Annotated in this window: 21 protein-coding genes; 6 read left to right on the forward strand and 15 right to left on the reverse strand. The window is 43.2% G+C overall.

The window, feature by feature from the left end; translation table 11 throughout:
- Positions 1–93 precede the first annotated feature (93 nt).
- Both aceB and L4C38_RS05405 read right to left on the reverse strand, forming a co-directional pair.
- Positions 94–1,731, reverse strand: coding sequence for a malate synthase A (gene aceB / locus L4C38_RS05400; RefSeq protein WP_428796516.1), 1,638 nt, complete (start codon positions 1,729–1,731; stop codon positions 94–96).
- A 583-nt stretch (positions 1,732–2,314) separates the two neighbouring features.
- Positions 2,315–3,220 carry a hydrogen peroxide-inducible genes activator gene (locus L4C38_RS05405; RefSeq protein ID WP_428796517.1) on the reverse strand — a complete coding sequence of 302 codons (906 nt, stop codon included), beginning with the start codon at positions 3,218–3,220 and terminating at the stop codon, positions 2,315–2,317.
- A gap of 198 nt (positions 3,221–3,418) precedes the next feature.
- Here L4C38_RS05405 and L4C38_RS05410 point away from each other — a divergent pair, with 198 nt between their 5' ends.
- From L4C38_RS05410 to mltC, 3 genes are all read left to right on the forward strand, one after another.
- Entirely contained in the window at positions 3,419–4,027 is a 609-nt protein-coding gene (locus L4C38_RS05410; protein ID WP_428796518.1) for a peroxiredoxin C, read from the forward strand.
- Between the two features lie 496 nt (positions 4,028–4,523).
- Positions 4,524–5,555 (forward strand): 2,3,4,5-tetrahydropyridine-2,6-dicarboxylate N-succinyltransferase, encoded by a 1,032-nt coding sequence (dapD, locus tag L4C38_RS05415; RefSeq protein WP_428796519.1) that lies wholly within the window; start codon positions 4,524–4,526, stop codon positions 5,553–5,555.
- Positions 5,556–5,715: 160 nt separating this feature from the next.
- A complete protein-coding gene (mltC, locus tag L4C38_RS05420) occupies positions 5,716–6,831 on the forward strand; it encodes a membrane-bound lytic murein transglycosylase MltC (protein WP_428796520.1) in 1,116 nt (371 codons plus the stop codon).
- A gap of 68 nt (positions 6,832–6,899) precedes the next feature.
- On the opposite strand, the gene L4C38_RS05425 is transcribed toward mltC, so the two are convergent.
- Positions 6,900–8,084: an NnrS family protein gene (locus tag L4C38_RS05425; protein ID WP_428796521.1), complete on the reverse strand. Its 1,185-nt coding sequence runs from the start codon at positions 8,082–8,084 to the stop codon at positions 6,900–6,902.
- Positions 8,085–8,401: 317 nt separating this feature from the next.
- Between L4C38_RS05425 and L4C38_RS05430 the strand changes: the two genes are divergently transcribed.
- The gene (locus tag L4C38_RS05430; RefSeq protein ID WP_428796522.1) at positions 8,402–8,959 is read left to right on the forward strand and encodes a gamma-glutamylcyclotransferase family protein; all 558 of its coding nucleotides are present in this window, start codon (positions 8,402–8,404) and stop codon (positions 8,957–8,959) included.
- Positions 8,960–9,155: 196 nt separating this feature from the next.
- Positions 9,156–9,821: a hypothetical protein gene (locus L4C38_RS05435; RefSeq protein ID WP_428796523.1), complete on the forward strand. Its 666-nt coding sequence runs from the start codon at positions 9,156–9,158 to the stop codon at positions 9,819–9,821.
- 65 nt (positions 9,822–9,886) lie between these two features.
- Here the strand turns inward: L4C38_RS05435 and L4C38_RS05440 are convergent, their stop codons facing one another.
- Complete coding sequence (locus tag L4C38_RS05440; RefSeq protein ID WP_428796524.1) at positions 9,887–10,810, reverse strand: LysR family transcriptional regulator; 924 nt, start codon at positions 10,808–10,810, stop codon at positions 9,887–9,889.
- A 116-nt stretch (positions 10,811–10,926) separates the two neighbouring features.
- Between L4C38_RS05440 and chrA the strand changes: the two genes are divergently transcribed.
- Positions 10,927–12,087 (forward strand): chromate efflux transporter, encoded by a 1,161-nt coding sequence (gene chrA / locus L4C38_RS05445; protein WP_428796525.1) that lies wholly within the window; start codon positions 10,927–10,929, stop codon positions 12,085–12,087.
- A gap of 40 nt (positions 12,088–12,127) precedes the next feature.
- Here chrA and L4C38_RS05450 read toward each other — a convergent pair whose 3' ends face one another.
- The 11 genes from L4C38_RS05450 to cpaB all read right to left on the reverse strand — a co-directional run bounded on the left by L4C38_RS05450 (position 12,128) and on the right by cpaB (position 22,582).
- The gene (locus L4C38_RS05450; protein WP_428796526.1) at positions 12,128–13,144 is read right to left on the reverse strand and encodes a tetratricopeptide repeat protein; all 1,017 of its coding nucleotides are present in this window, start codon (positions 13,142–13,144) and stop codon (positions 12,128–12,130) included.
- 31 nt (positions 13,145–13,175) lie between these two features.
- Positions 13,176–14,120 (reverse strand): type II secretion system F family protein, encoded by a 945-nt coding sequence (locus L4C38_RS05455; protein ID WP_428796527.1) that lies wholly within the window; start codon positions 14,118–14,120, stop codon positions 13,176–13,178.
- A gap of 3 nt (positions 14,121–14,123) precedes the next feature.
- On the reverse strand, positions 14,124–15,092 hold the full coding sequence (locus L4C38_RS05460; protein WP_428796528.1) for a type II secretion system F family protein: 969 nt from the start codon (positions 15,090–15,092) through the stop codon (positions 14,124–14,126).
- Positions 15,093–15,103: 11 nt separating this feature from the next.
- Positions 15,104–16,459: a TadA family conjugal transfer-associated ATPase gene (locus L4C38_RS05465; RefSeq protein ID WP_428796780.1), complete on the reverse strand. Its 1,356-nt coding sequence runs from the start codon at positions 16,457–16,459 to the stop codon at positions 15,104–15,106.
- Between the two features lie 78 nt (positions 16,460–16,537).
- Positions 16,538–17,749, reverse strand: a complete 1,212-nt coding sequence (locus tag L4C38_RS05470; protein WP_428796529.1) for an AAA family ATPase — start codon at positions 17,747–17,749, stop codon at positions 16,538–16,540.
- Between the two features lie 12 nt (positions 17,750–17,761).
- Positions 17,762–18,289 carry a TadE/TadG family type IV pilus assembly protein gene (locus L4C38_RS05475; RefSeq protein ID WP_428796781.1) on the reverse strand — a complete coding sequence of 176 codons (528 nt, stop codon included), beginning with the start codon at positions 18,287–18,289 and terminating at the stop codon, positions 17,762–17,764.
- Positions 18,289–18,780, reverse strand: coding sequence for a TadE/TadG family type IV pilus assembly protein (locus L4C38_RS05480; protein ID WP_428796530.1), 492 nt, complete (start codon positions 18,778–18,780; stop codon positions 18,289–18,291). Before L4C38_RS05480 ends, L4C38_RS05475 begins: the two co-directional genes overlap by 1 nt.
- 1 nt (position 18,781) lies before the next feature.
- Positions 18,782–20,062 (reverse strand): TadE/TadG family type IV pilus assembly protein, encoded by a 1,281-nt coding sequence (locus tag L4C38_RS05485; RefSeq protein WP_428796531.1) that lies wholly within the window; start codon positions 20,060–20,062, stop codon positions 18,782–18,784.
- A gap of 47 nt (positions 20,063–20,109) precedes the next feature.
- Positions 20,110–20,343 (reverse strand): hypothetical protein, encoded by a 234-nt coding sequence (locus L4C38_RS05490; RefSeq protein WP_428796532.1) that lies wholly within the window; start codon positions 20,341–20,343, stop codon positions 20,110–20,112.
- 9 nt (positions 20,344–20,352) lie between these two features.
- Positions 20,353–21,822 carry a type II and III secretion system protein family protein gene (locus L4C38_RS05495; protein ID WP_428796533.1) on the reverse strand — a complete coding sequence of 490 codons (1,470 nt, stop codon included), beginning with the start codon at positions 21,820–21,822 and terminating at the stop codon, positions 20,353–20,355.
- A gap of 7 nt (positions 21,823–21,829) precedes the next feature.
- Entirely contained in the window at positions 21,830–22,582 is a 753-nt protein-coding gene (gene cpaB, locus L4C38_RS05500; RefSeq protein ID WP_428796534.1) for a Flp pilus assembly protein CpaB, read from the reverse strand.
- Positions 22,583–22,594 lie beyond the last annotated feature (12 nt).

Here is a 22,594-nt window from a genome sequence, read left to right on the forward strand (position 1 = left end):
ATCCCTCATTTAATGCGCTTTGCGCTTTTTATCTTTGCTGGTGGTACATCCCTATCCACCAGAATTCCTTCACGTTATTAGTTCGTTACGGCGCTAATCTAAGTAGTCGTAACCTGGAATGGTTAAGAAGTTGGTTAGTTCATCGCTAGTGGTTAAATCAGCCATCAACTTAGCCGCATCATCAAAGCGCCCAGCGCGATAGCGGGCTTCACCCACTTCTTGCTTCACAACCTCAATCTCTTCAGATAAATATTGTTCAAACAGAGCTTTTGTGACGACCAGACCGTTATCAAGATCTTTACCGTGTTGAATCCATTGCCAAATAGATGCACGAGAAATTTCAGCAGTTGCCGCGTCCTCCATTAAGCCGTAAATCGGTACACAGCCATTACCAGAGATCCACGCCTCAATGTATTGCAGCGCCACTCTAATATTATGTCGCATGCCCTGCTCTGTACGTTCACCAGTACAAGGTGCTAATAATTGCTCTGCCGTTATTGGTGTGTCATCAGCACGGCTTACATCCAATTGGTTGATGCGCTCACCCAGAACTTTGCTAAATACATCTATGGCAGTGTCTGCAAGTCCTGGATGAGCAACCCATGTGCCATCATGACCGTTGTTGGCTTCTAATAGTTTGTCGTTATAGATTTTGTCGAGTACTTGCTGGTTTTGCGCAGGATCTTTAACTGGAATCAGTGCAGCCATCCCACCCATTGCAAATGCACCACGCTTATGACAAGTTCGAACCAACAGCCTTGAGTACGCATTAAGGAACGGTTTTTCCATCGTCACCACCTGGCGATCCGGCAGCACGCGATCTTTGTGTTTTTTCAGCGTTTTGATGTAGCTAAAGATATAATCCCAGCGACCACAATTTAGCCCAACAATATGTTCTTTTAGACAGAACAGAATTTCATCCATTTCAAAGACGGCTGGTAGCGTTTCAATCAAAACCGTCGCTTTGATTGTGCCAGTGTTGAGAGCAAAGTAATCCTCGGTAAAGTGAAATACTTCACTCCACCATTTCGCTTCATGGTACGACTGCAACTTGGGAATATAGAAGTACGGTCCACTGCCTTGCTTCAATAGTGCTTGATAGTTGTTGTAGAAATAGAGCGCAAAATCGAATAGAGCACCGGGGATGATCTGGTCATTAAACGTGACGTGTTTTTCTTTCAAATGAAGACCACGCACGCGACAGATTAATACTGCAGGGTCTTGTGCCAGTTCATAATGCTTCCCGTTATCAAGGTTGGTATAACTGATGCTGCCGAGAATAGCGTCACGCAAATTCACTTGCCCATCTAATACCTTTCCCCAAGCTGGTGACATTGAATCTTCAAAATCAGCCATGAACACTTTCACGTTCGCATTAAGCGCATTGATCACCATTTTACGGTCTGTCGGACCAGTAATTTCTACGCGACGATCTTGTAAGTCACTTGGGATACCGAGGATCTTCCAGCTACCTTCGCGAATGTCTTGCGTCTCTGGTAAAAAGTCTGGCAGCACCCCTGCATCAATAGTCGCTTGTTTTTGTTCTCGTGCTGAGAGCAACCCCTCAATTTCTGGCGCAAACTGCTCACAAAGTAAGGCGAGAAAAGTTTGGGCTTCCGTAGGGAAAATCTCTTGATGTTGCAAAGACAACTCACTGGTTATCTTTAACAACGATAAAGTCTCTTGGGCTTCCTTAGCGGATTTTGTTTTATCAGGCGTTTGAGCAAGCATGGTTTCTTCCTTTAAATACGTCACTATAGTTACATTTGTAATTAATAGACGACATTTATATTATTTTTCCCAACTTTATAATTCGACTTCGACTTCGCTTTCTGACTCTACAATTCAATATTATTTTGATAAAAGCAATCTAGACATAAGTCTTACCGAGCCTTTAAATAACTTACATCATAGAAATTAGTAGCGAAAGAGGGAGAGCGAAGTTTGAAGTTTTATTCGGTAGAGAGGAAACCTATTCCAGACACCCGCATCATGTAGGTAGTTACGTAATTTAATTACAGTGAAATTTAAGGTGTGAATTTTTTTCAAACAAGCGTTTAAATGAGATTGGTTCGATTTTTATCCTACAATTTCAAAACTTTAGTTATGGAATAATTAGATAATTCAAACAGAGCTAAAATAATTACGTGTAAAATTAACAGTGTGAAATTGCACAATTTCATGAAATCTTCAAAAATTATTTTCTGTAAAATTTCACAAGTCAAAGTTCACCAGCAGAATTAAAAACCAAAAAACGCACTTAAAGTAGTGCGTTTTAGGTATGAATAGGCAAATTATCGGCTAATACTTATTGCTAAAGTAACTCTGATACCACATCCGCTAACTGATTAAATGTGTTAACTCGCGAAGAACTTGGTCGCCAAACTAAGCCAATATGTCGATGAGCTTGCTGACCAGGAGGATCAACCACTACCAAATTCTGATTGTCGATCAGCCCATGGTCGATTGCCATTTGCGGAATAAACGTCGTACCAAGACCGTTAGCCACCATCTGCACTAAGGTATGTAAGCTCGTTGCAGAGAAAGGGTTAATCTTATCTTTATCAGTCAACTTACATGCCGATACGGCATGCTCTGTTAAACAATGCTCTTTCTCTAATAAGAAAACGTACTCATCGGGTAAATCAGCATAACGAATTGGTACCTTAATAGCCTCCACTTGGTTGCGGCTGATAACCATACGAAACGGATCGCTGCCAACAATTTTACTCTCCATGCCATCTATATCAACGGGCAAAGCCAAAATAAGTACATCAAGCTCACCATGACGCAAAGCCGCCAACAAATTAGTAGTCGTATCTTCGCGAAGCAACATATTCAAACTAGGAAAACGTTGGTTGACCTCTTGGACTAAATCGCACAACAAAAACGGAGCAATAGTGGGAATACAGCCAACTTTCAGTTGCCCTTCCATATCTCCGCCTTGGCAAAGAAGACCCAGTTCAACTAAATCTTGCCCTTTCGCTAGCAAATCTCTGCCTTGCTGCACGACTAACTCACCGGCGTGAGTAAATACTAACGGGCTTTTTTTGTCTTTCTTTTCATAGAGAGGACACCCGATCAACTCTTCAAGGTTTTGAATACCTTTACTTAACGTTGATTGGCTAACAAAGCATTTATCCGCAGCATCACCAAAATGACGGGTTTCATGCAAAGTAACTAAGTAATGTAATTGCTTAAGACTGGGCCATTTATTCATAGTTTTATCGTTATTTATTACTCGGATAGTGATCAAATCTGCAGATTATGTCTTATCGCTTTTTTCGATTAACCTAATCTATTTAATTCGCTTTTTCCAATACTACAATCTGTACTATAGTTTGTCTCGTACAAACACGGACCGAACCGTAACAGTGTTTACAGGTTTGGATCTAACCATATATTTAGGAGCAAAAAAATGGTACTAGTTGGTCGTCAAGCCCCTGACTTTACTGCAGCAGCTGTTCTAGGTAACGGCGAAATCGTTGATAACTTCAACTTTGCAGAATTCACTAAAGGTAAGAAAGCGGTTGTTTTCTTCTACCCACTAGATTTCACTTTCGTTTGCCCATCTGAGCTAATCGCGTTCGACAACCGTTTTGAAGATTTCAAAGCGAAAGGCGTAGAAGTAATCGGTGTATCTATCGATTCTCAGTTCTCTCACAATGCATGGCGCAACACGCCTGTTGAGAACGGCGGTATCGGTCAAGTTAAATACCCTCTAGTTGCTGACATTAAACACGAAGTTTGTAAAGCTTACGATGTTGAGCATCCAGAAGCAGGTGTTGCTTTCCGTGGCTCTTTCCTAATTGACCAAGACGGTCTTGTACGTCACCAAGTAGTTAACGATCTACCACTAGGTCGTAACATCGACGAAATGCTACGCATGGTTGACGCACTTAACTTCCACCAAACACATGGTGAAGTTTGCCCTGCACAATGGGAAGAAGGTAAAGCAGGTATGGACGCATCACCAACTGGTGTTGCAGCGTTCCTATCTGAACACGCAAGTGACCTAGCTAAGTAATTTAGCGCAACCTGTCCACGCTCACGGACAGTTGGTTGGACGAAGTAAAGCATAAGCGCGAAAAGCGCAACGCCAATCAGTTAAGTAAAGTCTCAAGCAAAAGCCCGATGCATCTCATCGGGCTTTTTTTCTTTTATCCCACCGAATAATAGATGAACGTTATACCTAAGAAACTTGAATATGCAGGTAGACGGCAAGTAAGAAAGTCCCCTGAGCATAGGTGAACTATGTGATTGGGGCGCACGAACACTGCCAACACCGCTGCAACTTCAAGTATGACGGGTATATATCGCAAACATTTTAGTATTGGATAACTAGTTCGACTTCCAATCAGACAAAACTATCGCTATTAAGACAAAACGTATCCTTCTACAGACTTTCTCCTTTTTAGCTCTTTTATCTACCCGGTAGTGTCACTATGATGGCTATCAACTTATTCCAAGTTCTTGCCACTAAATCGGCGAGAATAAAAAAGACTCAACAGATGGAGATGACTATGGCTTTCTTTTCCCTAGCTTTCGGTACTGCAACAAAAAATCGTGACGGCAAAATCATTGAAGCGTTTTTCCCACATCCAGTGCTTAACCCTACTGACGCACTTGTTAATGCGCTCGCTGCAGTAGCAGGCTACGAACAAGGCAACCAAGCAATTGAAATCTCTGCGACGCAAAGTGCCGAGCTAGCTGCTGTGTTTACCGCAAACGGTGATGCTGAAAACGCCTCTTTTGCAACAAAAGCAGCCGCGTCAACACAGCCTCTAGTACTGGTTATTCTCGCAACAGATGAGCAATCGCAATCTGTTGCAGAAGGTTTCCTGAAGCTACAGCTGATCTCTAACCGTCTAGTTAAACCTCACGGCACTGTATTAGACGGTATCTTTGGTTTGTTGCACAACATCGCATGGACGAACGAAGGTCCGATCGATCTTCCTGAGCTAGCGGAGCGTCAAGTAGAAGCTCGCTTAGCAGGACGTGCATTGAGTGTAGATTGTGTCGACAAATTCCCTAAAATGGTTGATTACGTTGTACCAACAGGCGTACGTATTGCCGATACTTCTCGCGTTCGTTTAGGCGCACACGTGGGTGAAGGTACTACCGTCATGCACGAAGGCTTTATCAACTTCAACGCTGGTACAACAGGTGTAAGTATGGTTGAAGGTCGCATCTCTGCGGGTGTGGTTGTTGGTAACGGCTCAGACATCGGTGGTGGCGCATCTATCATGGGTACACTCTCTGGCGGCGGTAAAGTGGTTGTTTCTATCGGTGAAAACTCACTGCTTGGCGCGAACGCTGGTCTTGGTTTCCCTATGGGTGACCGTTGTACTATCGAGTCAGGTCTGTACGTTACCGCTGGTTCTAAGGTACGCATGCTAGATTCACAGGGCAATGAAGTTGAAATGGCGAAAGCTCGTGATCTCGCTGGCGTCTCTGACCTGCTATTCCGCCGCAACTCTGTAACTGGTCAAATTGAATGTTTGGCAAACAAGAGTGCTGTTGAGCTGAACGCAGAACTGCACAAAAATAACTAATTTTCTGCCTAGATAAATTAGATTAAGATCCCTGCGCTTCGGTGTGGGGATTTTTGTTATCACAATAGAAAAAATTGATTATCGTAACTCCCCTTCGCTACTTATTATCAATCCGCTTAACGTTGGCTATAACTTAGGATTTGATAACCTCATCAATACAATGAAAAAAATAACCTATCTACTGCTTATGCTACTTGGAGGATGTTCTCTTTCTCCTGAGCAAGGTCAATCTTGCTATTGCCCGTCAACATCAACGCCACCTCCGGTTGTTTATCCACCAGCAAATAATAAAGAGAGCATCAACCAGCTACTAGCTTATGTCGCAAAGCTCGCCAAAGATCGCTGGGGGGAGGATGAGTTTCTTGAAGCTGGTAAACATCGCTACGTTAAGTATCTTGATGGTTACAACACCCGTGCTCATATTGATTTCGATACAGGTAAGATCTATGTATCGACTATCTCCCAATATCAGCCACAACAAAAACTGCGCAAAGCGATCGTGCAAACTTTATTAATGCCTGCCGATCCAGCGCACGCAGAGTTATTTAGCGATAAAGAAGCCATGCTGCGCGGCAAGCCTTTCTTGTTGGGACAAGTATTGGATCATGAAGGGCAAGCGATTGAATGGGAATGGCGTGCAAATCGTTACTCAAACTACTTGCTTGAGAACGCTCTGCGCACTAAATCCATCAAGCAAGGCCAAGCTCACTATGTTCAAATAAGCATGGTGAATGACCACTTAGAACAGCGCGAATACCAATATGCAGGGCTCATTCGTGATGCGGCAAAACGTTATGACATACCTGAAGATTTGATTTACTCGATTATAAAAACCGAGAGCAGCTTTAACCCATACGCGGTAAGCCACGCGGGTGCTTATGGTTTGATGCAGGTCATCCCGAGAACCGCTGGGGCTGATGTCTTTAATTTGGTGAAAAACAAACCGGGTATTCCAACAAAAGAATATTTATTTGATCCGGCTAGTAACATAGATACTGGTGCTGCGTATTTCTATATTCTTAAAAATCGTTACTTAAGAGATGTGAAGAACCCAACATCGATGCACTTTAGTATGATTTCAGCATACAACGGCGGTACGGGAGGGGTACTTTCAGCCTTCGACAGTGACCGTAAGCGCGCAATGGTTAAACTGAACAGTTCGACACCTCGACAAGTGTACGACACCTTAACCACCAAGCATCCGAAAGGCGAAGCTCGTCGTTACTTACAAAAGGTTCTCTATTTCCAAAAAGATTTCAACCTCGGCAACCTCTAACCTTTTGTGACTCAACATAAAAAAGGCCTGGCGAAGTGCCAAGCCTTTTTTGCATCTAAAAAGAGCAATTAACCAGGATGCCCATCGACCCGAGGCGTAACGAGCATATAACCGAACTTGACAATAAACAGCGCAAACGCCAATGCCCACAATGCACCGCTGATATCGATCATAAGTAGCATATGCGCAGGGAACATGGCAACCCCAAAGCTACGAATCAGTGCAGCCAGTAATAAAACTCCAAAAGCGACGCCCATTTTTGGACCTTGGTAAATAGCTCGCCCAGTATGCCCCATGGTAACACGCGTGATCATCGCCAGAATCAATCCACTCAACGCACCAATCGCAAACAGATGGATCATATTATGTTGTGCAAACGCATTTTGCCAAAGCCCACGAACCAACAAACTAGCAGGAATACACAGATACGCCGCATGTAGCGACCAAACTAAAGGTTCTTTAAGCGTCTTCCAAGGCTTCCAACGTAACATGCGTATCAACTGCGCAATACCGGCTATAACCATAAGCCAAGGGCCAAGTTGTCCCATAACCAATGGGAAGAAACTTAAAATAAACAACGCCAATAATGGTAGGTTTGCCAAACATTCCAACCACAGTAGCGGTTGAGGCTTTTCAAAATTAAACCTTTTTGCGGTAAAGAACGGGATCACTCTGCCGCCCATGACCGAAAGCAATAATGTGAACCACCAAAGCATGGCTTGCCAAACCGCTAACGCAGAGAAAGGCGGCATACCTTTTATGCATGCGTAACTGGCAAAATTCGCAATAATGGCTAGAACAAATAACGGTACAAAAAATAGATTCTTATACCCTTTTACCTTAATCACTCTCCATGCGACTTCATACGCCGCAACAGCTAGAAATAGCGCATCAATAATAGAGATTAGCCAAAGTGGCGCAGGCGTCCAGAGCAGCAAGCGCGGTGTCAACCAGAGCACCACAATGGCTAAAAGTCGATAATTTTTAGTCCCGTTAACCCCAGTCCAGTTTTGAACCGCAGTCAAAACGAAACCGACAACGATGGCCATAGCAAAGCCAAAAAGCATTTCATGTACATGCCACCATAAAGCTGGGACCGCCAGCGCTTGTGGCTGACCGGAATTAAACATCCAAACCCAAAGGGGAATAGCAATAAAGGCATAAATTGCACCCAAAAAGAAGAAGGGGCGAAATCCAAGACGCAAAATGGCAGGTATTTTTTCTTCAACCTGCTTATCAGTAATATTGAGCACTACAAGACTCCTATAGTCGTACTAGTCTTTCTTTTGCAGTTTTTGTGCCAAATTAAAAACAACCAATTATCAAAGCTTTAAACTAAAAACACACAACAAAAAGGTCAATATGACACTCATAAAATCGAGTCATATTGACTCGAAGAAATCAATTTAACTTATAACGCATTGCGATATCAATGAACACAAAGCACTTTGGCGTTAAGCACTTAACCCGATATCATTGCTCTATACCCAGAAGCCTTGGCAATGCTGCTCGACAACAGCGCAAAGGATTCAATTCGAACGGGAATATCATTCATCATAAGAGTAGCAGTATGACGCAATATATCTTTGGCTATGGCAGTTTAATGAACTCCGCATCACGTCAATTAACGGGGCAAACCTCCGCTGCAACACCAGCGGTAGCACATGGGCTTTGTCGTTATTGGGGAAAGGTCGACGAGAGCTATATTCTAGCACCACTGGTCGTAACTAAAGGAGATGGACTCGTCAACGGAGTGCTTCTTCAAGTTGATGACGATCAATTAGTCGAATTTGACCGACGCGAACGTGGCTACCAACGTATCTCGATTGTTCATCAAGAATTGGACACACTACTAACACTAAACGAGCAAGACCAAGTGTGGATCTATGTCACCGATCAAGCCACCCCGCCCTGCTCGATGAGCCCTATTGTTCAAACGTATGTTGATACTGTTTTAACCGGATGCTTAGAAGTCTCAGAAAATTTTGCGAGGCAGTTTATTGAACATACTATTGGTTGGCATCATCCATTGGAAAATGATCGCGCCAAGCCCAAATATGGCAACTTAGCTGGTGTGACACCAGAGCATCGCCAGAGGATAGATCAATTACTCACTGCTAATCGTTGATCCTTATTCTAATCAAATATCTCTATCCATTGAGATAACACAGTGTACAGCCTTAAATACCAGTGCCGCTGATATTTATATCGATAGGACTGTTATCAACAATTGTACATTGTTCGATTGATAACACTTCCATGACAATTGATAGATTAATAAACAATAAACTGGCGGTACATTGTTCTAATAATTGATTGCAGCTATGAAAACGACCACCTATACCAATGAAAAAGCATTCGATAGTGAGATCTCAGGTCATCGTTCGACTTCAGAGATCATTCAAAAACGTTGCCTAACGGCATTGATCGGTGTTGCTATCTGCTTTCTCGTCAACCTAGTGCTGCGTGTTGACTATATTCTGCTAGGTAATCAAATTGGTGAACTTTCTTTAACTGAAATGCTCGAGCAACTCATGCTCATCATCTCGGCTGGATCGTTCTACTGGTTAGTTAAGACTCAACCGACACTAAAACATGCTGCTGTGTTGGTTGGTACGTTTTTCTTAGTGATGTTGATTCGTGAAAATGATGCTTTTTTTGACTATATTAGTCACGGATTTTGGCTTTACCCTGCCCTTGTCGCCACCTTTACTGCGCTAGTTTATGCAACCCGCAATGGAAAACAGACATTAGATCAACTTGCCGTACTCCTCGGGGCTTCTTATATGAATATGCTCATTTTGGGAGTGATTATGTTATTGGTCTATTCTCGCCTATTTGGCATGGGCAGTTTTTGGCACGGTGTCATGGGGGAACATTATGTTCGTGACGTGAAAAACATCGCCGAAGAAGGTTCCGAACTTTTGGCTTATTGCATCATCGCCTTCTCTTCATTTAAGATTCAACGCCACTTCAAAGCCGCTCGCTAGATCTCTGCCCAATGTAGCGGCTCATCACCCGTGCTATCGATTTATATTGATGGCACAAATAATGGCTAGTTTGACGCTATCACCCCTTCTACCAACTCGCGCAACCAACTATTCTTATCTTCACTGCTACGGCTAATATGCCATAACATAGCAATATCAAAATCTGCGACAGCCACAGGTGGCTGGAAAGTTGTGAGGTTGTCATCGAACCCTTCTGCCTGCGCCATTTTTTCAGGCACAATCGCTATCAAGCGACGCTGTTTTAGTAGATTTCGCACTGTTAAAAAATTTCGCGATGCCAGCGTTACTCTGCGAGACAATCCATGTTCGGCTAACTTCCTATCAACCTGAGTTGATAGGCTACCATCAGGGCTTACCAGCGCATGTTCAATGCCTGCGAATACCTCTTTGGTTAACTCTCCTTGCAAAGCGAGTGCTTCAGGGTCAGCGAGACAAACGTGCTTTTCGGTATAAAGAAAATGGCTTTCAAACTCATCATCCAAGGTTGGCATACTGCCAATCACTAAGTCCAACTTCTCTTGCTCCGTCAGTGATACATAGTTATTGCGATTAACGTTAATAAAACTGATCTGGGCGTTCGGGGCTTGCTCACGAATACGATCGTAAATTGCTGGAGCAAAAATAAACTCAGCGTAATCAGTCAAACCAATACGACACACTCCTGAATAGTTTACAGGCTCAAAGTGCGACTTTATCAATAGGTTATTAGTAATGGTATTTAACAATTGACTGATCGTCGGTGCAATGTGATGAGCATGTTCTGTCGGATCCATTTTGTGTCCTTTTCGCACAAACAATGGATCATCCAGCAGTTGACGTAGCCGAGCCAAACTGTGGCTCATCGCCGATTGGCTAATAAAGCTCTTCTCTGCTGCGGCACTCACACTGCGATAACGGTATAGATAAGAAAAGGTTACCAATAAATTCAAATCAATGTTTCGCCATTGAATATTTTCAGAGTTCGACATCCACCATCCCATTTCATTCATAAATAAAATTAAAACTATCAATTTGAATCATCTTACTATTATTCTTATTCTAGCGTCAGTAACGAGCCGTATTAAATAAGAAGGAAATGGCACTCATGCTCTCTGTTTTTAAAACCTTTTTCTGGCTAGGCTGTATAAGCTTTGGTGGTCCGGCGGCACATATTGGTTACTTCCGCCAAACATTTGTCGAAAAACTAAAATGGCTCGATGACAGCGAATACGCACAGATTGTCGCGCTTAGTCAGTTTCTGCCAGGTCCCGGCTCAAGCCAAGTTGGCTTTGCCCTTGGTTATAAACGCGGTGGGCTAATGGGCGCATGTGCAGCGTTCATCGGCTTTACGCTGCCTTCTGTTCTTATCATGGTTTTACTTGCTGTCGCATCAAGCCAATTGACCGAAACCAGCGCATTTCAAAACATAGTCCACGGATTGAAACTGCTTGCGGTTGTGGTCGTTGCCGATGCTACTTGGGGCATGTATAAGAATTTTTGTAAAAATACCCTCTCAGTTAGCCTGTGTATGATGACGGCCATCGCGCTGTTAACGTTACCAAGCATCGCAACTCAAATGATCGTATTGGTAATTGCTGCTCTTATTGGCGCGAAGTACCTAAAGGGCGAAGCCCCAAATGAACCAAAGCCGTTTAAACCCAGTATATTACCGCTGGCATTATTTGTTACTCTGCTGGTCGGCTTACCATTGGTTGCACACATATCTCCAAAAATCGGCTTATTTAGCGACTTTTTCCAAGCAGGCAGCTTAGTGTTTGGTGGTGGTCACGTAGTACTTCCACTACTGCAGAATATTGTTGGAGATCAACTGAGCCAAGATGCGTTCTTAACCGGATACGCTGCTGCACAAGCCGTACCGGGACCTATGTTCACCTTTGCTACTTACATTGGTTACGAGCTACAACCTAATGCACCAATCACTAGTGCACTGGTCGCCACCATTGCAGTCTTTTTACCAGGATTTTTATTGCTACTTGGTGTGTTGAAAAACTGGCAATCATTGGCACAAAAACCACAAGTAGCTGGGGCCGTGAGTGGCGTCAATGCCGCGGTCGTTGGCTTACTAATTTCAGCACTTTACCAACCTGTCTTTACTAGCGCAGTTATGAGCCCATTGGATATATCGCTAGTACTGATTGGTTTCTACTTAATGAAGCAACTAAAACTGCCTATCATTTGGATGGTAATTTGCTTCATTGTCGCAGGCTTTATGAGCGGATTACTCTCTCCAATACTGAGCTTATAGATGATAAAAGAGACGCACAATGCGTCTCTTTTAATTGCTCTTATTGAAGCGTAATTGATGAAGTTGAACCTCCTTGCCTAACCATAGAGAGCGCTCGCTCTAGGTTTTTATTTGCTACTTCATAGTAAGAAGGGTTTTTATCAATCGCTTGCTGTAGATATGGGATCGCCTGTTCCGCTTTCCCTTGTAAAATCAGGAAATAACCAACATTGTTCAATGCTTTCGGCGTAGAAAGATGGCGACTAAATACGTTGAGCGCTTGGCGCACTTGATTTTGAGCTAAGTAAATAAGCGCCAAGTTATTAATCGCCTTTTCACTATTATTGTCTCTCTTTAGTGCCGCTTTGGTGTACACCAATGCTTTTGGATAATCTTGCGACATATAGTAGGAATACCCCAAATTGACTAACGCATCGAAGTTACCATTGTTGATTTCGATTGCATCAACAAAAAGTGATTGAGCAATCTCTTGCTGACCTTGCACGTCATACAGCACCCCCAGTCCATTGTAGGCACTATCCGGTGACATATCGTCATACTTCAATTGTGATATTTGCTCTAAACTGAGTGACTCTTGATTTAGATCTGGCTTAGCCCCTAAGCGAATTAAATCTGCATTAATAGCTTTAATGAAATAACTCATCCCCTCATCCGTTCGACCACTACGGCTATATAGAGCCCCCAACTCCTCTAAAGCTCCAACATTATCTGGGTTCTCTTGCAATGATGCTTTAAAAGCACGTTCTGCCAACTCAAAATCTGGTTTTGATAGATGAATTTTCCCAACCGTATAGAGCGTTTTATCTTTGTATTGCGAATTAGAAAAACTTAATGAACGTAGGTATTCATACAGAGCCAAGTCGATATCTTTATTGGCCAATGCCATGTCTCCACGAGCAAGTGCTTCCTTCTCATTTTTCGGAGGTTCGGCATTGGTTAAACTTTCAATCGGTTTACCTGCATACAAAGAATTATTAAATTCATCGGTATTATCTGATGACGCACAGCCTGATAGTAAGGCGATGGTTAGCGCTATCGTTTTAATTTTTATCCACATAATCTTCCCTACCTTTCTGCATTGCTTTGCCCTAGTTGGCAAATGCATCCATCAATGAAATTAATGCCGGTCCAATCGCCACAATGAAAAAACATGGCCAAATGCACATGACCATTGGAAACATCATTTTAACGGGCATTTTTGCAGCCACCTCTTCAGCGGCTTGATATCGCTTATCTCGATAATCTTCGGTGTATTCTCGCAGCGACTGCACTAAGCCTCCCCCTATACGCGAAGCATGGCTAAGCATACTGACCAAACCACTGAGCTCTTCAATCCCAGTGCGTACCACTAACTCACGCAATGCTTCTGGCATGGTCTTACCTGCTTGAATTTTCACACACACTGTATCCAGTTCGTCAGCAAGTTCAGGATGTGATATCACCAGTTCATCGGCTACTCGTCGAAGAGCGGCATTGAATCCAAGCCCAGACTCAGTACATACCACCAATAAATCCAACATATCAGGTACACCCGTTCGGATTTGACCTTGGCGTTTTTTCACCATCCTTCGTAGCAGATAGTCCGGAATAAACAGCCCAACCCCAACAGCAAGACATAGGTAAACGTAAACGTGCTTAGAGTCAGGAACCGTTAAATAAATTAGCGTGGCAACAAATAACCCCAAAATAGTAGTGACAAATTTAAGCGAATAGAAAAGCGTCAGAGCGTTGTTTTGATGGTAGCCAGCGTGCATTAAGTGATGACGTGCCGTTTGGCGTTCTTTCTCGTTTCTTGGTGTCATTATCGGTGCGGCGAATGACTCTAACGTGTCGACCATTTTATTTGAGTTCGTCACACCTTCCTTATTATCACCAGAGATCTGCATCAAACGACGTCGCAATGGCGAGTTGATGCCCATGATGATAGAACCGACAGTTAACACAACCAAAATAGTTGTCACCAAAACTAAAGCCATGATTAGCGTTTCTTGATTAATGCTAATGCTGTTAACCCAATCGAGTAGTTCTTCCATATGCTATACCTCGATATTAACTATCTTACGAATCCAGAGCGTGCCGATAGCCAAAGCGATCATTCCTGCACCAATCATTTTCAACCCACGAGGGTCAGAATGGAGTGCTTGAATATAATCAGGATTAATTAGGTAAATAACGGCATACATACCAAATGGCGCGAGTACTAATACCCAAGCTGACATCCTCGATTCGGCAGAAATAGTTCGAATTTTTCGTGTCAGTTTGAAGCGAGCGCGCAGTAGGCGAGATAATTTATCTAAGTTCTCAGTGAGATTACCACCGGTCTCTTTTTGCAGTAGTACAGCACTTGAAAACGCCAACATTGAAACCGTCGGTGTTCGCTCCGACATTTGCATAATCGCCAAGCGCAAATCATAACCATAGTTAAGTAAGTTATAGGTATTTAGAAACTCCGGACCTAATGGCGCGGGCATTTCCTGCCCAACTTCATAAAACGCATGGTTAAGTGGTTGTCCGGCTTGTAACACTCGTTTGATGATATCTAAAGCTTCCGGTAACTGTTCTTCAAATGCCTGCAAGCGATCGTTAATCATTTTCTGAATGACAAAGTATTCTACAATCCAAACTACAAACATGACGCCAATACTAAGGTACCAAATCTGATTTAACAGCAGCAGTATCAACAACAAAACAAGCCCGGCTAAAAAAGATAAAAGTAAAAATTTACTAAAGCCGACAGTGATACCCGCTAAATCCAATTTCTTTTTCACACTTTCGAAAAGCGGAAACTTAACCAACCATTTTTCTAAAGGGTTTAGATCTTTTAAAGCGTTTTCACGCAGTAAGTTAATGCTTTCTGCGTCAATATTTTTGTGACTCTCTCGCAGTCGTTTCATCAACTGCTTATGGCGTACTTTTTTACCAACTGATGGCAGAATTAACGCTTGGCTTATCAAAAAAACCGATAGGAAAAGCAGCAAGAAAAACAGTGGCATCTGACTTTGCATAATGGACTCCTTTAAGGTTTCTCATTGAACAATTCAAACGGTACATCCAAGCCACGTTTAATCAATTGGTCATGACAGCTCGGTACAATCCCTGTCGCTACATAACGACCAACCACATTGCCATTCTCATCAACGCCTTGACGTTTGAAAGTAAAGATTTCCGACATGGTAATGATTTCACCTTCCATGCCATTAATCTCTTGCACACTCACCATTCGACGTTTACCGTCTTCTTGGCGATCCATTTGCACAACTAAGTGAATTGCAGACGCGATTTGCGAGCGTAAATTTTTGGTCGATATATTCCAGCCAGCCATCGAAAACATATTCTCAATTCGACTAAGCGCGTCTCGTGGAGTATTAGCGTGTATTGTAGCGAGAGATCCATCGTGACCAGTATTCATTGCTGACAACATATCAACCGCTTCACTACCACGAACCTCACCAACGACGATTCTATCTGGGCGCATACGCAATGAGTTTTTCACCAATTCACGCTGAGTTATCTCCCCTTTACCTTCTATATTGGCAGGGCGAGTTTCTAAGCGAATAATATGCGGTTGTTGCAATTGTAATTCTGCTGAGTCTTCGATGGTAACAATACGTTGGTCGCTGGGTATAAAGCTCGATAGGATGTTAAGTGTGGTGGTTTTACCTGAACCGGTACCACCAGAAATGAGAATGTTCATTTCACCGACCACTGCCGCATTTAAAAAGCGTGCCATAGGCTCGGTAAGCGAACCTAATTCAAGTAAATTGTCCATGGTTAAGCGTTCTACTGCAAAACGACGAATTGACACAGAAGGTCCGTCAATCGCAAGGGGCGGAATAATGGCATTAAAACGAGAACCATCTTTCAACCGTGCATCCACCATTGGCGAAGACTCATCAATACGTCGCCCTACTTGACTCACTATGCGGTCGATAATGTTACGTAAATGGCGATTATCTAGAAAGGTATGTGCCGTACGCTCCAACTTACCAAAACGCTCAACATAAATGTTCTTCGGACCATTGACCAAAATATCCGAAATCGTACCATCGTCTAACAACGGCTCTAATGGACCTAAACCAAACACTTCATCTTCAATTTGTTTGACGATTCTGACCCGAGCTTCTGAGCTTAAAGGATGAGTTTTATCTTCATTAATCAAACGACTGATCGCTTCACGTAACTCTTCTCTACCTCTTTCTTCCTGCAACTGAGACAGCACGCCAAGATCGAGAGTGTCCAATAACTTTTTATGGTAGTAATGCTTTATTTCTTGCTCTTGTTCAAGCTGCCTAGATTGCTCAGCAATGACTTTCAGCTTGGCATCCATTGGAGACAATTGATCGTGCTTTTTGATATCAACAGGACTCAGCATTTCAGGCTCTTGGTTTGGCTGAACATCCTGTAGGTTCTGACTGACGTTTTTACGCTTAAAGAACATGGTGATCCCTCACTAACTAAAAAGCTTGCCAAACCAACCCGGTGCATCTTTGTTAGGTTGCTCGATTTTGTGTGATAACTCCGCTAATGCCGATTTAATCGCGCTATTTCGTTTTGCTTGGACAATCGGGCTGCCTAAGTTGGCGCACTCCATTGCCAACTGAAAGTTATTAGGAATAAGCAACACCGATTTCCCCTCTAATGTCTCTTCAATATCTTTGAGTGAAATTGGCGCTTTTTTCTCATAACGGTTTACCAGCAAATCTAACTGCTCTATTTTTAAACCATAGTCGAACTCCAGACTTCTTACTAACTCTGTTGCATGTTTCACTGACGTGATATTTTGCTGAAGAACCAAATAAACATGCGTTGCTGGTGATATAATCTGCTGGAACGTATTCTCTATGCCACGAGACATATCAATCACTATATGACTGTAATATTGACGTAAAACGGGCAATAATTTACTCACCTGAGTCGCTAGCTTGTAGTTTTCTTGGCGAGAATCTGGACTAAAACTCAAACAATTCAACCCTGATGAGTGCTTGTGTACTAATCCTTCAAGTGACAACTCATCCAGATCACCAAGTGAGCTAATAACATCATTGATGCTGTATTTGGGGCGGCAATTAAGATAATCCGCAACGTCACTGAACTGCCGATCAAGATCAATCAGTAAAACATTCCCTTTCGAGTATGACGCTAACTCAATAGCGGTATTGGTTGCTAAAGTGGTAGCCCCAGCCCCACCTTTAGTATTTATGAATAGAGTTAATGACCCCATTTTCCTCGCGGCGACTTTATCTTCAGCCGTGATTTTTAGCATTGGGTACAGCTCACCAAATTCAGCTGTTTGCGAAAAATAGTCCGACGCCCCTAAGCGCAACGCCATCTTCAGAGAGGCGGTATCATTCTCTTCACCAAATACTATTAAGGTACTGTTTTCATTGGAAAGATACTTATTTGATGAGAATACATGCGCCACTTTTTGTGCCCAACCATCTCCAACTTCGATGTAAACCAGATCTGGCGAAGGTTTGTTCTCCAATAGATCAGAGGCAAAGTGGTTTAATTCAATCCATTCAATATTGAGATTTATACAGTCTGATAACTCCTTATCAATATGTTGCTTGAACGAAGAACTCGCATACACTACCCATAGCGTTAAGTTGGTTTTTAGCGTTTGATAACTCTTTTTCTCAGTAATATTAACGGGCTTTAGCATCACGCTTCTCCTTTAGCAATCCGTCCTTTCATCACCTGTCGATGTTGCTTGCCTTAAAATTCCAAGGCTTTCTGCAGGTAGAATGGTTTCAAACGCTGGTGTGTTACCCGTTATGCTCAATAATGTTGAAAGCACAACAAAGCTGTAGGTGTAGTTAATCGCGCTAACTTTTATGTAACGAATATCATTAAATGTGTCTTGCAATATGTCATCTTCGGCCGGCGGAGTGGTTAGAAAACCGGATACATCCACTGGTCCACCGTCTGCATTCAAATAAGAAATTTCTAGGTTGTCGGAGGTGAAACCCGCTGGATATAAAGCAGTCAAAGATTCAAGTTGCGGAATATCATCTCGGTCACTGATATGGCATACCGTTGCTAAACGCGCAGCTCGTCGCGTCACTTCATTGACCATTTGGGTGGAATAAAAATAGGCGGCAAATTCAAGTATCGCGAACAACAACAATAAGACGGTAGTAGCAATAATAATGAACTCCACCTGAGTCACGCCTTTTTGTCGCTTTGTCGCTATTCGATTCATCATGGAGCTGTCCTCATTTTAGCCGCGGCATCAAAGGAAAAGGCCAACGGCGTATCCGTAAATGGCAACTCTGAAAAAAAAGGGGTATAGGTGAATGAAGCGTTTAATGTCACTTCTTTTGTTATTGGTGTTGGAGGAACAAGCGATACATCATCCAATCCGAGGAAATCCAATGTAGGATCGGGAGTACCTGAAACCGTCGGTGTCCCATACACCACGACATTTTTAATTTTGTCTTCATCGGCAATCGAGCCAAAATCTAACGTGCCGTAGGTATCAACCACTGCATAGCGAATTCCATTTTGCAATGCCTTGTTAACTTGAGTGTACTGAATCAAGGCATGACCCACATCAATGACCAGAACTGCCAGCATTAGCAATACAGGCAGAGTAATAATAAACTCCAGCGCAGCTAGCCCTTTTTGTTTGCTCGTCACAACCGCACTAGCATGACAATTTATCGTAGCTCTATTAGATGGTATTTTTTTCATATTACGACGCCCCACTAAATGGGTCTTTGTAGAGCTGAATGCGATACAAGCCCGCATCCTCTGGGTCTAGGCCCGTTGAACCATTGTTGATCATGCACTCATAAAGAAATTGCCCAAACACCGAACTATGCCCAGATTGCCCAACACTCTGAAGTAAGAAAAAGCAACTGAAGCCGAGTACGTCAAAGGTCGTTTTTCCTCCGGCATCAGTACAGTCAACGATGGGAATACGCAAAATTCGACGCCCACTTGAACCGGTATCAGGTAAATAACTTCCTTGATCGCAATTGCCACCTGCGCCTTGGCAATTAGCTAGCTCTTGAACATAATTACTGTAATAGAAATCACCGGCATAGCTTTCACCCTCTTCCGCTAGAGTACTCGGCTCTTTGACATATTTATCGGGTGGAATCGTGCCATCATCTTTCATTGGACCTTGAAACTGATTGAGGCGTGTATTTAAACCTTGGGCAACCGGACCAATACTGTTACCTGGTTTCGTTAATACTGTTTCACCAACAGCCGCACACCCGTTATAGGCACCAGATAATCCATCGCGAACTAAAGAAGCCCCTCCGCCACCGCCATTTCCCTGACCAAAATCAAGCAAATGAAAATTTCCCGGTCCCATCTCTGTGCCACTTTGCGAGCCAATTTTTACTTCATAGATTTGATCCGGTGAGTTATCTGCGATATCTAGTACGTCTAATCCTTCTTGCTGATAGCCCCATGCATCATCAACACTCCCTAATGGGTCACCACACATCGCGATTGGCGTTATATTGCAGACCTCGTTGATCGCCGCACTTCGACCAGCAACCGCACTGGCGGAAACATTTTTATCAAACCCAAATAGGTAACTTAGATATTGCTGCAATTCGATGTCTTGCACTAAAACTCTGACATAAATGTCGTCATCACCTTCAGGAGGAGCAAATGCACCTGCAGCGACAAAAGATTCCAAATCAAATGAGAACGTCACTGTGGTCGATGCTTGTGTGATCGCAAGTTCATCATTACCAGATTCTCCGATGAAACTCGCTAAGGTCGCTCTTGCCGCCGTCTCTGCTAACGAAACATCCCCAGTTTCATCGACCACCACCGCCGCAGATAAAGCGGCTGAATCAACCGCATTTTGCAAGCGTGTTTTGTTCAATACCTGGTGATTTAGATCGATACTAAACCCTGCCATTCCTAGTAAAAACAGCATGACTAAACTTATTAGCACCAAGGTGATACCACTTTGTTTTCTTCTTGGTGCTTTTCGGTTAACTACCATCATTGCCCCTCCCAAGTGAATTATTCACTGGTCTTTCTTACTTGCGTTTTTTACTTGTCTTTTTTCACTACCCCAGCGCTAGGGTACCCCTCAAGGCTAGTTTGACTGCGCTGCCCATGCCCATCAGGCACGTACCCCATATTTTCCTGCCACGCATTAGGATTGTAAGTTTGCTCTGCCCTTAACTGGCTTACGGAGATACCAAGCTCAGATTCGTTGTCATTCGCACACCCCGCAAGACCTAGCGAGATGAAAACCATGCTTATTGTGATTGTGTTTTTCATAATCGCTTCCTATAAGCTGTGTCCAAATTTACCTTCTGAACCACCATCAGCCGAACTGAATTCCATTGTGTCGTCATTGTTGTTATTTTGCGTATTAGTCGGTAATCGGTACTTATCGAAATCGAGACGAGCGCCCTGACCAAGTAAATAGAACTCCACATCATTGGGGCTAACAAAACCATCGGTTGGCAAGGTGATATTGCGGCGATCTATTGGTTTCGCTAACCTTGGCGTAACCAAAATGACCAACTCCGTTTCACCAGAGGTGTATTCTTCTGATTTAAACAATTGTCCAAGAACAGGGACATCTGATAACCCCGGAATACCATCAGACACATTACGCGCATTTTCACTTAGCAAACCGGCGATACCGATAGTTTGCCCATCTGCAAGTTCAAGAGTGCTGCCAGCACTACGTTTGGTGATTGGTGGAACAAAAAACGTCGCATTAACATCACTCGGGTTATAAGTCAGTACCCCTGAATTCGCCACCTCGCTAACATCGACCATCATTTGTAAATTGATTTTCTGGTCACTCAAAACAAATGGAATGAAATCTAACGCAACACCAAACTCTTTATAATCAATGGTAATGCCATTTTCATTGGGTACTGGGATCGGGAATTCTCCCCCTGCCAAAAACTCGGCTTTAGTGCCACTCAGTGCGGTTAAGCTTGGCTCGGCCAGCACTTTTGCTACACCATTTTGTTTGGCAATATCTAATGCAAAAGTAAACAATGTATTGCTATCAACAAACGAGCCTAGAAAGCCGAAATCATCCACTGCGGGTATATTCAAGATGGGTCCGATATCCGTGATCCCTCCCCCAGTAGTGGTCGCTCCCCAAGTAAAATCACCACTGCGCTGGAAGAAATGAAAGTTTGAATCAAAACGACGAACTAGAGAGCGTTGAACTTCAGCAACCGTTACTTCTAATGTGACCTGTTGAGCCCCACCAATACTCAATAAGTTAATAACGGAGCTCTCTTCTTCATCTTCTTTACTATCTTCATCTTCTTCATCTGCGGCTTCACCCAATGAGAATGTTTCCGCCAATTTAATTGCGGTATCCATGCTTTGCTGGCTGGTGACTAAACCTTTTAAAACAATCTTATCTTGCGAGCTGTGAACCTCTATCCGTTCGTTAGGTAAGAATAGGAACAATTTGGCTTTCAGAGAATTGATGTCATGGGTCACTTCAACACTAAACGATTCGATAATTCTGCCTCGAGAATCCCAGACGGTAATATTGGTTGTGCCTAGCCGCTTACCAATTAAAAAAAGTTCATTGGAGCGCAATATAACCATGTCCACGACAGCAGGATCGCCTAAGGTCACTTTCTTGGCTTTACCTGAAATCATCACCTGGGTCGACTGATGATGGGGCACGGCGACTACCTTGCCTGACTGAGCCGTTACCGCCTGAGCAGAAAAGCTAATCAAAATCAGTTGAAATAAGAGAAATATTGTTATTTTCATAAGTCACCTAGTTGCTTACTCTGACTCTTGAAGTCTGAGATCCTTTAATTACGGTCACGCTCGGCGCTGGTGCCCTGCGTTTCGCTACAACAGGCTTATCCACTTCATGCGGATTACGTAGAGCAAGTTGAATATCACCTTTACTATTTTCAGTAAGCAGCTTCTCTGCTTCTTTCGGTGTTACTTCTAATGTGACTGCGCGAACAATCACGGGCTTGTTGTCATTAGTTTTTGCCGTTTGGTCGACAGCAAGCACCTTAATATTTTTCAATATTGTCTTCGTGTTCGCATGACCGCCCCGAGTGCTGATCGTATTGAGTACATCTACTTTGTTTCCCGGCAGTAGGAAACCAGCCACACCAACTACATCATTAACACGAATAGTGACTGCGCGTTTATTCTCAGGAATTAACGCAGCTAAAGTCGCACCTTCGCCCTTTAAAGCTAAGCGATCAGGGTTAATTAACTCCCCGTCATAAATGGTATTGGCAACAATTTTACCTACCGCTTCTTCAGGGGTTTTGAGGGTTTTCTCATTGATCCAATCCACTTCCATTTGCTTAGTGGTAAAATGCTTTTCCTCTAAAATCGTACCTGGTTCTAATTCACTAGCAGCAATCAGTACTGGGTGGCGCTCTACTTCCTCTAACTCAACGGTGGGCTGAGATTGAGTATCCATCCAACTTTTCGCTACGTAAACTGCACCTAACCCGAAAACCACTGATAGGAGCAATAGCATTAAAATTTGACTTCGGCTCATAAGGCGAAATCT

Origin of the sequence: Vibrio kasasachensis (assembly GCF_050337565.1) — a bacterium.
GTDB lineage: Bacteria > Pseudomonadota > Gammaproteobacteria > Enterobacterales > Vibrionaceae > Vibrio > Vibrio kasasachensis.